The organism is Natrialba hulunbeirensis JCM 10989 (assembly GCF_000337575.1).
Classification (GTDB): Archaea; Halobacteriota; Halobacteria; order Halobacteriales; family Natrialbaceae; genus Natrialba; species Natrialba hulunbeirensis.
In genome coordinates this window covers 156,065-168,988 of the sequence record NZ_AOIM01000041.1, presented here as the reverse complement: position 1 = coordinate 168,988, position 12,924 = coordinate 156,065, and the positions used below count along the sequence as shown (strand labels likewise).

The 12,924-nt window shown below is 62.7% G+C and carries 13 protein-coding genes; 4 read left to right on the top strand and 9 right to left on the bottom strand.

What is annotated here, in order from left to right:
- Positions 1-147: 147 nt before the first annotated feature.
- A complete protein-coding gene (locus tag C483_RS16940; protein ID WP_006654591.1) occupies positions 148-495 on the bottom strand; it encodes a BsuPI-related putative proteinase inhibitor in 348 nt (115 codons plus the stop codon).
- A gap of 157 nt (positions 496-652) precedes the next feature.
- Here C483_RS16940 and C483_RS16935 point away from each other — a divergent pair, with 157 nt between their 5' ends.
- Positions 653-1,423, top strand: coding sequence for a DUF2797 domain-containing protein (locus C483_RS16935; RefSeq protein ID WP_049912859.1), 771 nt, complete (start codon positions 653-655; stop codon positions 1,421-1,423).
- A gap of 66 nt (positions 1,424-1,489) precedes the next feature.
- Here C483_RS16935 and C483_RS16930 read toward each other — a convergent pair whose 3' ends face one another.
- The 3 genes from C483_RS16930 to C483_RS16920 form a co-directional block, all read right to left on the bottom strand.
- Complete coding sequence (locus tag C483_RS16930; RefSeq protein WP_049912857.1) at positions 1,490-1,903, bottom strand: nuclear transport factor 2 family protein; 414 nt, start codon at positions 1,901-1,903, stop codon at positions 1,490-1,492.
- Between the two features lie 110 nt (positions 1,904-2,013).
- The gene (locus C483_RS16925) at positions 2,014-2,586 is read right to left on the bottom strand and encodes a cysteine hydrolase family protein (RefSeq protein WP_006654588.1); all 573 of its coding nucleotides are present in this window, start codon (positions 2,584-2,586) and stop codon (positions 2,014-2,016) included.
- Positions 2,583-3,380 carry a YqcI/YcgG family protein gene (locus C483_RS16920; RefSeq protein WP_083860448.1) on the bottom strand — a complete coding sequence of 266 codons (798 nt, stop codon included), beginning with the start codon at positions 3,378-3,380 and terminating at the stop codon, positions 2,583-2,585. Before C483_RS16920 ends, C483_RS16925 begins: the two co-directional genes overlap by 4 nt.
- A gap of 157 nt (positions 3,381-3,537) precedes the next feature.
- Here C483_RS16920 and C483_RS16915 point away from each other — a divergent pair, with 157 nt between their 5' ends.
- The gene (locus C483_RS16915; RefSeq protein WP_006654586.1) at positions 3,538-3,960 is read left to right on the top strand and encodes a hypothetical protein; all 423 of its coding nucleotides are present in this window, start codon (positions 3,538-3,540) and stop codon (positions 3,958-3,960) included.
- A 116-nt stretch (positions 3,961-4,076) separates the two neighbouring features.
- Here the strand turns inward: C483_RS16915 and C483_RS16910 are convergent, their stop codons facing one another.
- The 4 genes from C483_RS16910 to C483_RS16895 form a co-directional block, all read right to left on the bottom strand.
- Complete coding sequence (locus tag C483_RS16910; protein WP_006654585.1) at positions 4,077-5,066, bottom strand: phosphatase PAP2 family protein; 990 nt, start codon at positions 5,064-5,066, stop codon at positions 4,077-4,079.
- The gene (locus C483_RS16905; protein WP_006654584.1) at positions 5,066-7,030 is read right to left on the bottom strand and encodes an ABC transporter substrate-binding protein; all 1,965 of its coding nucleotides are present in this window, start codon (positions 7,028-7,030) and stop codon (positions 5,066-5,068) included. The genes C483_RS16910 and C483_RS16905 overlap by 1 nt, the downstream gene beginning before the upstream one ends.
- A gap of 93 nt (positions 7,031-7,123) precedes the next feature.
- Positions 7,124-8,005, bottom strand: a complete 882-nt coding sequence (locus C483_RS16900) for a phosphatase PAP2 family protein (protein ID WP_006654583.1) — start codon at positions 8,003-8,005, stop codon at positions 7,124-7,126.
- A gap of 11 nt (positions 8,006-8,016) precedes the next feature.
- The gene (locus tag C483_RS16895) at positions 8,017-9,954 is read right to left on the bottom strand and encodes an ABC transporter substrate-binding protein (protein WP_006654582.1); all 1,938 of its coding nucleotides are present in this window, start codon (positions 9,952-9,954) and stop codon (positions 8,017-8,019) included.
- A gap of 772 nt (positions 9,955-10,726) precedes the next feature.
- On the opposite strand from C483_RS16895, the gene C483_RS16890 reads away from it, so the two are divergent.
- The gene (locus C483_RS16890; protein ID WP_006654581.1) at positions 10,727-11,059 is read left to right on the top strand and encodes a ribonuclease P protein component 4; all 333 of its coding nucleotides are present in this window, start codon (positions 10,727-10,729) and stop codon (positions 11,057-11,059) included.
- A gap of 84 nt (positions 11,060-11,143) precedes the next feature.
- Complete coding sequence (locus C483_RS16885) at positions 11,144-11,392, top strand: YhbY family RNA-binding protein (protein ID WP_006654580.1); 249 nt, start codon at positions 11,144-11,146, stop codon at positions 11,390-11,392.
- Positions 11,393-11,592: 200 nt separating this feature from the next.
- On the opposite strand, the gene C483_RS16880 is transcribed toward C483_RS16885, so the two are convergent.
- On the bottom strand, positions 11,593-12,897 hold the full coding sequence (locus C483_RS16880; RefSeq protein ID WP_006654579.1) for an RNA-guided endonuclease TnpB family protein: 1,305 nt from the start codon (positions 12,895-12,897) through the stop codon (positions 11,593-11,595).
- Positions 12,898-12,924: the final 27 nt, after the last annotated feature.

Here is a 12,924-nt window from a genome sequence, read left to right as displayed (position 1 = left end):
CAATGTTCGGTATTGGTCGTCCGTCTCGCACGTGCTTCCACTGGCTGGCGACCATCCGTGATATCCCGCTTACGGATGGCACACCAGTGCTCACAGCGCACGAGTTTCGACTACAACGCACAGACAGCCGATTAGCCTGGCAGCCTCTCAAACCGTCAGCTCCGTCCGCGCCTCGCACGTCGTCTCCCGCGCCTGCAACTCCGCAACGACAGTGAACTCGCCCGACTGTGGCTCTTCCCACTCCGCCTCGTAGGTGGTCTCCTCGTCCGGGTCGAGCTCATCGGCGCTCAGCATCTGGGCGAACATCCGCCCGTCCGTGTAGCGCCAGACCTCTCGGCCCTCGTCCTGGACAACGAACTCGGCCTTACAGGCGTCCGAAAACCGCAGCGTTTCCGTCTCCGTTCCCTCGTTTCGCACCGTGAACGCGAGCGCGACGGTATCCGACCCCGTCGCGTCCGACGATACTGTCGCGTCGAGTTGTCCCTCGAGTGCCATACGTCCGCATCTCCCCCACGGCCCATAATTGTTCGTCCGCGTGGTCGATAAGACGAACTCGGATTGGCGGTGAACTCGAGTGCGCGCGCTACTCGAGTCGAGCCCCGACTGTGGCGACAGCGAGGAGTATATTTGCCCCCACCCCCAACGAACGCGCGTGCAAGTGGTCGGCTACGAGCCGAGCGGCCGCGGTTCGGCTCTCCTCCTCGCGAATGGGGACGCTGACAGCGACGACGTGGAGCACCGGCCACTCGAGTCCGGCGACGAACTTACCTACTCGCTGGGCGAGCGCCACTGCGCCGGCACCATCGGCGAGGCCGGCCACATCGCCTGCGACCGCGCGTCGACACCGTACTGTGAGTTCCACACGAGCACCTGGGTCTGTGCGCGCTGTACGGGCACCTGCCTGAAAGACGAAATGGACTGCTACGAAGAACATGCCGTCTATATCGCGGCCTTCGCACCCGACACGTTCAAGGTCGGCGTCACCCGAAGCTGGCGGCTCGAAACGCGCCTCCGCGAGCAGGGAGCCGACCGGGCGGCACACATCCACACCGTTTCAAACGGGAAGATCGCCCGCGAGATCGAGGCCGAAATCGCCGAGTGGCTCGTCGACCGCGTCCGCACCGGTCCGAAGGTCGCCGCCCTCGCGAGCAGCGTCGACGAGGACGCCTGGGAGGACGTGCTCGCGGCGTTCGACGTCATCGAACGCTTCGAGTTCGACTACGATTTCGAACCTGTACTCGAGTCCCGGCCGGTTCGCGAGACGATCGCGTCGGGCACGGTTCGCGGTGTGAAGGGGCGGCTTCTCGTGGTAGAGAAGGGAGGAACGACCTACGCGGTCGACATGCGTGATCTGGTCGGCTACGAACTCGAGGACGGCGAGACCGAGCGGGAGTTGCAGTCGTCGCTTGGCTCGTTCGGGTGAGCAACGGTCGCTACTGTGCCCTGTGTTTGAACGACTCCCCGCCTGGAATACTGCCACACCAGCCGCTCACTTGTGTTCCTCGCCAGCGTACACCTCTTCCCACGTCACGTCTGCCGATTGCTGTACTGGCTCCAGGTAGATTCGTCCCCACTGGATACGGTCATCGACGATACCCTTGATGACGACGCCACGGACGTCCACCGTGTCGCCGTCGGTCTGTGTTCCGTGCATTCGGAGTTCGATCCAGGCCGTGTCGCCGTCGACAGTCACTCGCGGAAACTCGACCGCGATGTTGGGCGTCGTTTCGAACATCTGGATCCAGTTCTCACGAACCTGTTCTCGTCCGGTAAAGGACCGCTCGGGATGGGCGGGCGTCTCGCTCCGATAGTCTTCGTGAAAGCAGTCGAACAGCGCGTCGAGGTCGTGATCGTTCATCGACCGCCGAAACCGATCCACGACACTCATGGTTGTTGTTCCCATATGTCACACTTCGCTAGCAGCGTCGATAAACACGAGGGTAGCGTACAGTGAGCAAGGTGTATTCCGGCGGACAGTCCATTCCTCGAACTGTACCTGTTCTCACTCTGTTCTCACTCGCTGATGACCGACGCGGTCCGTACGACCATCGCGAACTCACCATCTAGCTGCGCCAGCGCCGTTTTGTGCATCGTCTCCGCGTCGAACTCCTCGCCGTCGAACGTCCGGTCGAACGTCGCGGTCGCGTCGGCGACCAGATGGACGTCGAAGCCGCGGTTCTCGGCCATCCGCGTCGTCGTCGAGACGCAGTGGTCCGTCGTCAGTCCAGCGACCACAAGCGACTCGATGCCGCGCTCGCGCAGCCAGGACTCGAGTGCGGTGTCGACGAACGCGCCGTTGACCGACTTGGCGAAGGTCTGCTCGTCGTCGCGCGGTTCGAGAGCGGGTTTGAACGCGAATCCGGGCTGGTCGCGCCGAAGCGGTGACTCCGCCTCCGTCGAAGCGTGGCGGACGTGGACGATAGGGCGCTCCGTCTCGCGCCAGTGTGTGAGCAGGTCGGCGGCGCGTTCCTCCGCGTCGGGGTTGTTTCGCGTGCCCCAGGCGGAGTCGTCGAAGCCGGTCTGGAAGTCGACGAGGACGAGCGCGGCGTCCTGCAGAGCGTCGTTGATCGAGTCGCGAGCAGTCATGACAACCTCGCTGCCGGCTTCGGATGCTCGCGCGTGACGGTGATCGGACACTCGGCGGGCGCTTGTTCCTCGTCCGAAGAGAGCATGTACTGGGGCCACTCCCGGTCGCCGTCGACACCCCAATCGCCGAGATCAGCATGTGGACAGACGCCGTCATAGTCTTCGAGCCGGTCCTGAATCACGTCGCGGGCGCGCTGGCCGGCCTCGTACTCCGCCGTGACGTTCAACGACTCGAACAGCGCCCGCGGCTGGAAGGTAATCTCGAGGCCGATCGGACAGTAGCGACTCTTCCGGGTGTCGTAAAACGGCGCGCGACAGGTCGGGAACATCGGCTCGCCGCCCAGACAGAACTCCCAGTGCTTGTCGTCGGGATCCGTCGGAATGTCCTCGGGCCAGGGCTCCGGATCGTGCAGGTGCAGCGTCTGGAGGATGTGCCAGAGTGCGTCGTGATACTCGCGCTCCGAGAGCGGTTCCGCAGGTGGCTTGAAGAACGTGACGAGCGACGCACGTCCCGCGTGGTCCTGGTAGACGTCGAGGTACTCGAGTACCCGGTCGCGCAGGGTCAACAGGGCGTCGGCGTCGCTCATCGATGGGACGGCGGTATACAGCGGTTCGCCTGCGGCGACCGATTCCGCGCCGAAGAAGCAGGGGAACGGCGAGTTGTTTCGCTCGCCGAGCAGCCCCTCCTGAAAGGAGTCCCAGTGGTCGGCGACCCACTGCGGTGTTTCACCGGCCTGGACGCGCCGGTCGAGCGTTTCTTGATCCATCAGTGATTGACTGCCTCGCTCGTTCATACCTGTCGCCGTTGGTCGGGGTTCAGGAGCGAGCGGCGAAAACGGTGCCGGTTCAGCAGTGCGAGCGTGCCGTCTATGTTCGGCTCTGTTCTGTGGCGTCTTGCGTCTCGGCTGTCTCGTGTGAGACGGAACAGAATACGTCAGCAACCCCGAAAACATGGCAATCCTTTTCCGCGGCGGTCAAGAATCCGAGGGTATGACGGACGAAACCGAACCTGACAACGGTAGCGACGGCGGCGACGAGGGCGAAGAGAAGTCCTTCCGAGAGCGCGTCGAGGAAATCCGCGAGAAGCGCGCCGAAGAAGGTGAAGGCGAGGGCGAGCCCCCAGAAAGTCCGTTCGGTGGCGGCGGCCCCGGCGGCATGGGTGGCGGCGGCAACCCGTTCGCACAGATGATGGGCGGCATGATGGGTGGCGGCCCAGGCGGTCCGGGCGGTATGGGCGGCGGCCCAGGCGGCCCAGGCGGCAGCGACGAGGTCGGCAACGAGGAACTCGTCCGCGAAGTTCGCCAACTGCGCGACGAGATGCGCGACCAGACGCGCGCGCTCAAGCGGATCGCTGACGCACTCGAAGACAACTAACGTCGTAGCGGTGAACCGTTGAGCACCGTCGGTGCTCAGTGTTCACCATCCATTTTCGGACTCCGTCACCCAGACATACCGAGTTACGTCCACGAGCAACAGCGTTGTCCCAGCGGTTAGGCGCGTTCCGGTTCGGGATCCGAACCCGTTTCTGGCTCTGACTCCGACGGCGTTGTGTCGGGCGTTCCAGCGTCCGCTTTCGGTTCGGAACCGGAGGACGAGCCCGGATTCGGATCCGTATCCGGGTTCGTGTCCGTGCCCGTACTCGTACTCGGACTCGGATTCGAGTCCCGAAGCGACGCGACCCACGCCGTAACCGACCAGCGGCCGACGAGGAACCCAGCGAGCGCGACACAAATGTACGCGAGGACGATCCCTGCGGCTACGTCGATCGCCCAGTGGATACCCAGGTACATCGTCGAGATCGCAACCGAGACGCCGAGGCCGGTCGCGAGGAGGAACCACTTCGGATAGATCGCACGGGTGCGAAACGCGAGGAACGTCACGGTCGCCGCGAGCGAGGTGTGCAGCGACGGGAAGACGTTCGTGTTCCGGTTGACCTGTCGCGTGAGGTGCTGGTACTGGGGATACGTATCGTACAGCAACGCATCGACCAGTTCTGGCATCATATTTCGCGGCCCATAGGCGACGATGAAGACGTAGATGCCGAGTCCGAGCACGTAGTTCAGCGTGTACGCCGTCAGAAGTTCGCGAAGCGGGCGCGTATTCGAGAGCGCAAAGTAGGCAATCACGGGAAAGACCAGCAGGAAGACGTAGCCGTAGATGTAGATGAACGAGAAGTACGCCGTGATCGCCGGCGCTTCGAACGACTGTAGCCAGAGGATGAACTCGCCTTCCACGTCGTAGATCGGCCACGTGAGATTCCAGTGAATCATCCAGGAGACGTCAGGGCCGTACTGTCTCGCGACGCTGTTGAACAGCAAGACTGCGGCGAGGAGTGCCGTCACCGGCGCTGCTGCCCGGACGCGAGCGCGCCACTCGAGTCGCGTATCTCGCAGCCGGTAGCGACCAACGAAGACGGCAATCGAGACGAGCACCATGAGCGTGACCACGACGGTCAGCTGGAGGAGGACTTGCGTCAACATCAGTGTCTCACCCGGAGGTTCCCGTCGTCGTCGTAGCGCAGTCCCGCCTCCTCGAACGCCTCCCGCGCCGCCGCCACGTCGAGGTCACCGTCTGTTCCAAGAAACGGCGTCTCGGGATCGTTCCCGTTCCAGGCGAGCGAGTCGGGAACCCACTGCTCGACAACTGGTGTCGCGATCGGCTCTGCGTAGCCGTGAAACACCTCCTCGACCAGGTGTTCCTTGTCGAGCAACTGGGCGACGACCCGCCGGAATCGCGGATTGGAGAACGGTGCCTTCCGCGCGTTGAATCCGACGTGGTAGAACGACCACGAGGGGGACTCGAGTATCGTCGTTTCCGGAACCTCCCCGTCGTCTTCGAACACGTCGTCGACGACGTAGGACTCGAGTGTCGATAGCGTCACGTCAGCGCTGTCGCTCTCGACGAGTTCGATCGCAGACGTACTCCGCGGGTCGATCTGGATGCGCAGGCGCTCGCTCGTCGGTTTGGGGAGATCAACGCCACTTCGTCGCGTGAAGTGCTCGTCGAAGCGTGCAAGCGTGAGGTGTTCGCGGTCGGTCCGGTTCCCGAACTGGTAGGGACCGCTGCCGATCGCCGGCACGTTGTCGGTGACGAGTGCCTCGGTCGTCCCCTCGGCGACCGTGACGCCGCGGAGGCTCGCCTGATCCGTGCGCTCGTCCCAGATGTGTTTCGGGAGGATCGGCACCGCCAGTGCGCGCTCGGCGACCGGCTGGCTCGTCGCGACGGTGAACTCAAGTTCGGTCTCGCTTACCTCGGTTACGTCGTCGATTGCGGCGACCTGACCGCGGTAGTGGGGGGTCGGTGCGGAAAAGCGTCGACTACCGCGGGTCGTGTCCGCGAGGAACTCGTAGGTGAAGGCGACGTCCTCGGCAGTAAGCGAGGTTCCGTCGTGGAACTCGCAGTCTTCCCGGAGGGTGACGTGGAGCGTCTCCTCGTCGGTCCACTCCCAGTCGGCGGCGAGCCAGGGCGTGATGTCCGTCGCGGAGTCAGGGTCGAGATCGGAGTCGGTATCCGTGTCAGTGTCGGCATCCGCCTGTTCGCCTCCAGCAACCGTGCTTTCGTCACCGCGCCATCGTACCACCGCGAGCGAGTCGTACAGCAATCCGACGACAATATTTCGCTCGCGATACTCCGCCGACAGCGGGTTCAGGTTCTGTGACGGCCGCGCATCCGTATTCACCGTCCGAAGTTCCGCCGCCGCGCTCTCGGACTGTGGCTCGAGGCCGAGATAGCCAAATCGCGTCGCCGGATGTCCGTCTCCCCAGCCCTCGTACCGATCCGAGCGTGCGAGTCTGATTTCCGTCGGTCGACAGATCGGGATGAACGGCTGCTCGCGCGCAACCGACTCGAGTGTCGCTGTGATCGCGTCTTCGCGGTCGTTGTTCTCGTTCTCGTTCTCGTTGGTAGTGTCGGTCCCGTCTTCCTCGCCACCCCCGTTTCCAGTCCCGCCCGCGGCGACTCGCTGTGCGTCCAGTCGATCGTCGATAGCCAGATTCGTCAGTCCGAAGGGGTTCTGCCAGCCGGCTTCCTCCGCGAAGCGTGAGTGCAGAAGTTCGTAAAGGAAATCCGGCGTCGTGTCGCCAGGGTGGGGACCGACGTAGAGATCGAAGTCGTGGTTGACGAGGATCGCGCGCCGAAACTCCTCGTGTGAGAGCATATCGATCGCGATGTCGACGCCGACGGACTCGAGTGCGGAGCCGACGGCGCGGGCAAGCTGGATACTTTCCCGGTCGCCGTCGGCGGGCACGGTGGAGATGGTCAGCGAGAGCTGTTCGACCTCGTCGCGGTTGACGATGCTCCGTACTTCGCGGATACAGCCGCTCATCGAGACGGTGAGGCCGGCTGTCGCGGCGAGCATCGACCGGCGACTGAGACCGCTGCGAGCGGCGTCGTCGCTGGCGTGTGCGTGGTGTTCGGGGCTGGCTGACGGGGCGGGGTCGCTCATTAGGTCCGTTGCCACAGTTCGCCCGTGGCGATATAACAGTATTGCGCTGCAGCGTCGCCCCGCGGGATGTGTGGTGTCGATGTCGGCGTCTCCTCAGACGCCGTCCTCTCCCTGTTCGCGGTCCGGTCCGGACACAGACTCGGTGTGGTCACCGGCTCGCACGCGCTCAAAGACAGCAGACAGCGACCAGCGGCCGACGAGACGCTTTGCGAGGACGACACAGACGACGGCGAGGACGAGGCCGGCGACAACGTCGATCGCCCAGTGGATGCCGAGGTACATCGTCGAGATGATGACGCTCGTCGCGAGGCCGACGGCGACGGGGAACCACGCCCGATACTGGTCGCGAGTCATGTAGGCGAAGATGGCGACGGTCGCCGACAGCGAGGTGTGCAGCGACGGGAAGACGTTCCGATTCTGGTTGACCTCCGTCGTGAGGTGAATGTACTCCGGGCTCGCGTAGTAGAGGTGTGTCGCGTCCATTCCCTCGATCATGACGTTTCGTGGCCCGTAGGCGATCACGAGCAGGTAGAAGACGAGCCCGATCACGTAGTTGAGCGAGTACGCCGTCAACAGCTGGCGGAGCACGACGGTGTTCGAGAGCGCGACGTAGGCGACGACCGGAAAGATCAACACGAACGCGTAGACGTAGACGTACGCAACCGAGAAGAACGTCGTCACTTCCGGTGTCGCGATCGAACGAAAGAGCAGGACGAAGTCGCCCTCGAGCGAGTAGAACACCTCGGTCATGTGTATCCCGTACGCCTGAGAGATGTCGTACCCGTCCTGTCGCATGATCCGATTGAGTCCGAGGATCACGACCAAGAGAGCGAACGCGGGAGCGCTCTGGCGGAGCCGTGGTTGCCACTCGGTGCGAAGCGAGGCGAGTCGTTCGCGGCCGACGAAGACGACGAGCGAGACCGCGAGTGCGAGCGCAACGACGAGCGCGACTCGTGTGAGCACTTGTGCAAGCATGTGGAGTCGTGCTACCAGACCAGTGCGCCGTCGTCGTACTCGAAGTTCGATGCGAACAGCTCTCGCGCAGCGTCGACGTTGAGGTCGCCGTCCTCACCCTCGAACGTCGTCACCAATTCGCCGTCGTCCCAGGCGAGCGAGTCGGGGACCCACTCCTCGGCGACCGGCGTCGCGACGGGCCGTGCACTGTCCTCGGCGGCGAACACCTCCTCGGCGACCCACTGCTTGTCGACCAGTTGTGAGACCGCACGACGGAAGTGCGTGTTCCCACACGGCATGCTGCGAGTGTTGAATCCGATATGGTAGAACGACCACGACGGGGACTCGACGAACGAAACGGCATCGTCGTCGATCGTCGACTCGAGTGCGTACGTATCGAGCCGGGTTGTCGTAATATCGGCATCGCCGTTTGCGACCCGTTCGACGGACGAACTCGTTCCCGGATCGACCTCGAAGTGGAGTTCGTCGGCGGTTGGCGCTGGCAGGTCGTGATCGTCGTCCCGGAGCGTGAAGTGGTCTTCAACGCGTGTGAGCGTGACGGAGGTGCCTGCGTCGTGGGAGTCGTACTTGTAGGGGCCGCTGCCGGTCGGTGGCGCGTGGTCGGTCGTCACGATGCTCCAGTCACCCTGTGTCGGCGACCAGTCGTCGTCTGCGGACTCGACACTGCTCTCGAGATGGGAGATCCAGGGCGAATCCGAGCCGGATGGAAGGATCGGGACCGTCAGCGCGCGCTCGGCGACGGCCCGGTCCGTCGAGAACGAGATCGTGAGTTGGTATTCGTCCTCGACGGTGACGGAGTCGACAGCGCTCACGTGGCCCTGATACCGTGGTGCAGGCGAGGCGCTCGCGGCGCGTCCGTACGTCGTGTCCGCGAGGAAGCGGTAGGTGAACGCGACGTCCTCGGCGGTGAGAGGGATGGCGCTCTCGCTACCGTTGTCATCGCTACCGTCTGCGTCAGTGTCGTCGCCGCCGGTGTGGTCGTGGAACGTACAGTCCTCGCGGATGTCGACGGTCATGGTTCGGTTTTCGCCGTCCCACTCCCAGTCGGTCGCGAGCCACGGCTCGATCGAGACGTTTGCCGCGTCGATTACTTCCTCGCCCGCTTGCGTCTCCTCGTCTGTCGCCTCCGTCTCCTCGGGAACGGACCACCTTGGAACGGCGAGCGAGTCGTACAGCAGGTCGACGATAACGCGCTGCTCGTGTGTCGTCGGAGAGAGCGGATTGAAGGTCTGGGTCAGGCGCTGGTCCGTGACGAGTGCGTGAAGCTGTTCGGTGTCGGACGAAGCGTCGGACTCGAGTCCGAGGTAGCCGCTGCCGGTCGTGAGGTAGTTCTCGTCCCAGCCGTCGAACCGGTCCGTTCGAACGGCTCGGTACTCGTTCGCCACGCAGATCGGCTCGAACGGCTTTTCCTGTGCGATCCCTTCGAGCAGTGTTGCGACGGTCCGTTCGCGGTCGGCACCGGTTTCCTCGCGCTGGCGCTCGAGCAACCGATCGATCGTCAGCGTATCAGTGAAGCCAAACGGGTTCTGCCACCCCTGGTCGTATTCGTACGTCGAGTGCAGCGTCTCGTAGAGAAAATCTGGGTCGAAGTCCGCCGGGTGGCGACCGACGTAGAGGTCGAAGTCGTGATCGATCAGGATCGTCTCCAGAAACTCGGATTCGGAGCGAGTGCTGATCGTCGCGTCGATGCCGACCGCATCGAGATTGGACTCGAGATGGCGTGCGATTTCGGCGGTTTCTCTGTCACCGTCGGCAGCAGGGAGCGAAAGGATAGAGAGCGAGACCTGTTCGGCGGTATCGGAGTCGACGACGCTCTGGACGCGGTCGATACAGCCACTCGCAGCGACCGAGAGACCGGTCGCACCGGCGGCGAGGAGCGACCGGCGGCTGTATCCGGTGTTAGCGTCGGCGTCGGCGTCAGCGCCAACGTCGTCAGACGGCAAACTCATGCGTTGCACCCCCATTGGTCGCCGTTGTCGTTGTGGTTGTGGTTGTGGTTGTGGCTGTGGTCGTCTGCGCGCAGGCGCTCACGCGTAGACCACGCATCGGTTCCATCGCTGTCGTTCTCGCTTCGGCAGTCGTGCTTGGTGTCGTCATTCTGGATACTCAGGGAGGGGTCGGAACGGGTCGGTGGGAGAGACGGGAATCGCGTATGCGGTGGGTTCAGTTTCGATTCGATCCGTCGACGTATCGTTATAGTGATGGTAACCGCGTGACGGGAACGCATAGCATCCGCTATTCGTACTGGTGATTTATGCGTGGAAACGGCATCCGTCAGCGGGTTGGTGGAGGGCTGTAGCGCGTTCACGGGTGGTCGGTCGCAGGACGGTCAGTGAAGGGTGTCTCGTGCTGTCGTCACAGGGCGGGACAGTGCGGTCGGTCGTACACTTCAGTCCGTCGACACCCCCCGTATAAAACGCTTCGAAATGCGGTGCTACTGAACGGTGGTGTACTCGAGTAAACCTGACCGAACTGAGCGTCAGGGACACCGATATGACGTGACTAAACCGTTCCTGAGACAGAATTGATGAGCGGAGTGTGTGGATCCACCGGTCGGGAAGGCTGGGACCAGTGGGGTGTTGGAACTCGCGGTGTGGTTGCCCTGCCAGTGTCTTGGTGTCGTCAGTGTCGTAGTGCCGACGGTCTGCTGGAGCCGACAGCGGGCTGGAATCGACGGAGCAGAACACAACACCAATAGGCAAACCGGTACAAGCCGTGGCTATGACCGTCGCCGAGGAACGGATCGGTCGTCTTCACGATCTCGCTCGAGCGGCGGCAGCCGACGGCGAGGACGACCGTGCGCGATACTACGTTCGACTCGCTCGTCGAGTCGCAGAGCGAAACCGATTGCCCCTCCCGCGTGAGTTTCGGCGCTTCACCTGTGACGACTGCGACACCTATCTTCGTCCGGGCAAGAACGCACGAGTCAGGCTGCAGAACGGACACGTTGTGATCACCTGTGACTGTGGTGCACACGCTCGCTACCCCTACACGGAGCGCGAGGACAGTGTTGAGTCGGATACCGGACCGGAATCGTCCACTGACGGGCAGTAGCTGCGGATACTGGTGTCGTGGCAGCAATGACCGCGCAGCCCCGTCTTCGAGAGGATTAACCGCCTGGACCCGATACGTGTCGGTATGGATCAGCAGAAACTCAAACAGCGGGCCCACGACGTCGACGTCACCGTCTGGGTCGGCAAGAGCGGTGTCGACGCCGTCGTCGACGAACTCAACGACCAGCTCGCCGATCGAGACCTCGTGAAAGTGAAGTTCCTCCGCGCGGCCCGCGCCGGCAGTTCGACCGAGGAAAAGGCAGCGGGCCTCGCAGACAGCGTCAACGCACAGGTGATCGATACGCGCGGCCATACGGCAGTGTTCCACCGGTAGACTCCGGAAATCATCGGGCAGCACCGATCATCTCCGGAAATCATTGGTAGGTGCCGACAACCACCGGAAACCACAGACAACCATCGGAGATCACAGACAACCACCGACGACCACCAGTACGGTCGACACGCAGCGAAAAGACACACAGCGACTCTTGTAAACAACCTCGGGCGCGGTGGCCCGAGGCTTTTGTAGTTCCCTCAGCCGTGCGCTAGCACTCCCTGTTCCGCGAGGAAACGGGATGAGGTTGGGCGGCTTACGCGCCCCGACCCGGACAGACGCACCACCCGCACCTGCGGTTGGGTTTTGTGAGTCCGGTAATTCGTCGTATTACCGTCGAGCTTCGTCTTCTCGCGCCACGCGATGTTCACCGACGCATTCCGGTCAGCGTGATCTTGCGCCAGATTACACTTGTCGTTCGTACAGCGGAACCGCCGTCCTTGCCGATACCCACGCTCACCACAGCACGAACACGTCTTCGAGTTGTAGTAGGCATCAACCGTGTCCGTAGGAACCTCCCGCCATGTCGCCTTGTACGAGACGAACGTCTCGAACTTGTGAAACGGCAGTTTGTGCAATCGGCGGTTCATATACGCCCCGTACTTGATTTCGTCGCGGATGCCGCTCATATCCTCGAACACGATAACCGGATTCGAGAACTGCTCTGCGAACTCCACGACAGCACGGGAAAGTCGATGCAACACCCACTCGGTGAACCGCTCCTCCTTGTCACCGAGTCTATGGTGGATGCTCGTTTTGCCGTGTTCTTGACAGCGAGTGGTGATAGTGTGGTAGCGTTGGCGTTCCTGCTTGACTCGTCCGTAATCGAGGACGAGTGTACCTTTCGTCTGCATCGTCTCGCGGTCAAGGGCGGTGAGTGCGACGTTGCGCTCGTTGATGTCCACGCCGATCACAGTATCGGCGGTGTCGGGTTCGGGTACGTCGAACTCGCGTGTAACCGTGACGTGTAGGTAGTACACGCCATCGCGGTACAGGAGTTCGGCCTGTCCTATATCCACCTCATTCGACGTGAGGGCGTCTCGAAGTTCGTCCATTGCGTCCGGCTCACCGCGAAGATGGCCCTTCACCTTCTTGTAGGGTTTCGGGCTGATGCGGAACTGGACGCGGTTCGTGTTGTCGTTCACGGTGAGGCGGTAGCCTTCCGTGTGCGCCATCACAAGCGGGTAGGCACTAGATTTGTCCGTACTCGGCGGCGTCGGCTTCCCTCGGTCGGGGTCGTCTTGATTCTCCCACCAGTCTTTGAGTGATTGGTAGGAGTCCCATGTTTGGAGGGCTTTGCCGACGACCGCGCACTTGTTGTTCCGTAGGAAGTCGTCGCGGTCAACCTCCTTCTGTATCTCGGTGCGATTGTCCCCTTGTTGTTTGAGGCGGATGGTTTGGTTGAAGATCTCGCGTGAGGCGAGGCGGGCGTCGTGAAGCCACGATCGTTCACCAGACGCTATGTGGAGCCGCGTCTGGATCGTCTTCGTGGCTTCTTCACCCATGCATTGACAATCGTTCCAGATTATCAT

Excerpts from the sequence above, each read along its gene's own strand:
- C483_RS16890 (WP_006654581.1), top strand. The coding sequence starts at position 10,727 with ATGACCGTCGCCGAGGAACGGATCGGTCGTCTTCACGATCTCGCTCGA.
- C483_RS16910 (WP_006654585.1), bottom strand. The coding sequence starts at position 5,066 with ATGTTGACGCAAGTCCTCCTCCAGCTGACCGTCGTGGTCACGCTCATG.
- C483_RS16895 (WP_006654582.1), bottom strand. The coding sequence starts at position 9,954 with ATGAGTTTGCCGTCTGACGACGTTGGCGCTGACGCCGACGCCGACGCT.
- C483_RS16930 (WP_049912857.1), bottom strand. The coding sequence starts at position 1,903 with ATGGGAACAACAACCATGAGTGTCGTGGATCGGTTTCGGCGGTCGATG.
- C483_RS16925 (WP_006654588.1), bottom strand. The coding sequence starts at position 2,586 with ATGACTGCTCGCGACTCGATCAACGACGCTCTGCAGGACGCCGCGCTC.
- C483_RS16885 (WP_006654580.1), top strand. The coding sequence starts at position 11,144 with ATGGATCAGCAGAAACTCAAACAGCGGGCCCACGACGTCGACGTCACC.
- C483_RS16940 (WP_006654591.1), bottom strand. The coding sequence starts at position 495 with ATGGCACTCGAGGGACAACTCGACGCGACAGTATCGTCGGACGCGACG.
- C483_RS16900 (WP_006654583.1), bottom strand. The coding sequence starts at position 8,005 with ATGCTTGCACAAGTGCTCACACGAGTCGCGCTCGTCGTTGCGCTCGCA.
- C483_RS16915 (WP_006654586.1), top strand. The coding sequence starts at position 3,538 with ATGGCAATCCTTTTCCGCGGCGGTCAAGAATCCGAGGGTATGACGGAC.
- C483_RS16905 (WP_006654584.1), bottom strand. The coding sequence starts at position 7,030 with ATGAGCGACCCCGCCCCGTCAGCCAGCCCCGAACACCACGCACACGCC.
- C483_RS16880 (WP_006654579.1), bottom strand. The coding sequence starts at position 12,897 with ATGGGTGAAGAAGCCACGAAGACGATCCAGACGCGGCTCCACATAGCG.
- C483_RS16920 (WP_083860448.1), bottom strand. The coding sequence starts at position 3,380 with ATGAACGAGCGAGGCAGTCAATCACTGATGGATCAAGAAACGCTCGAC.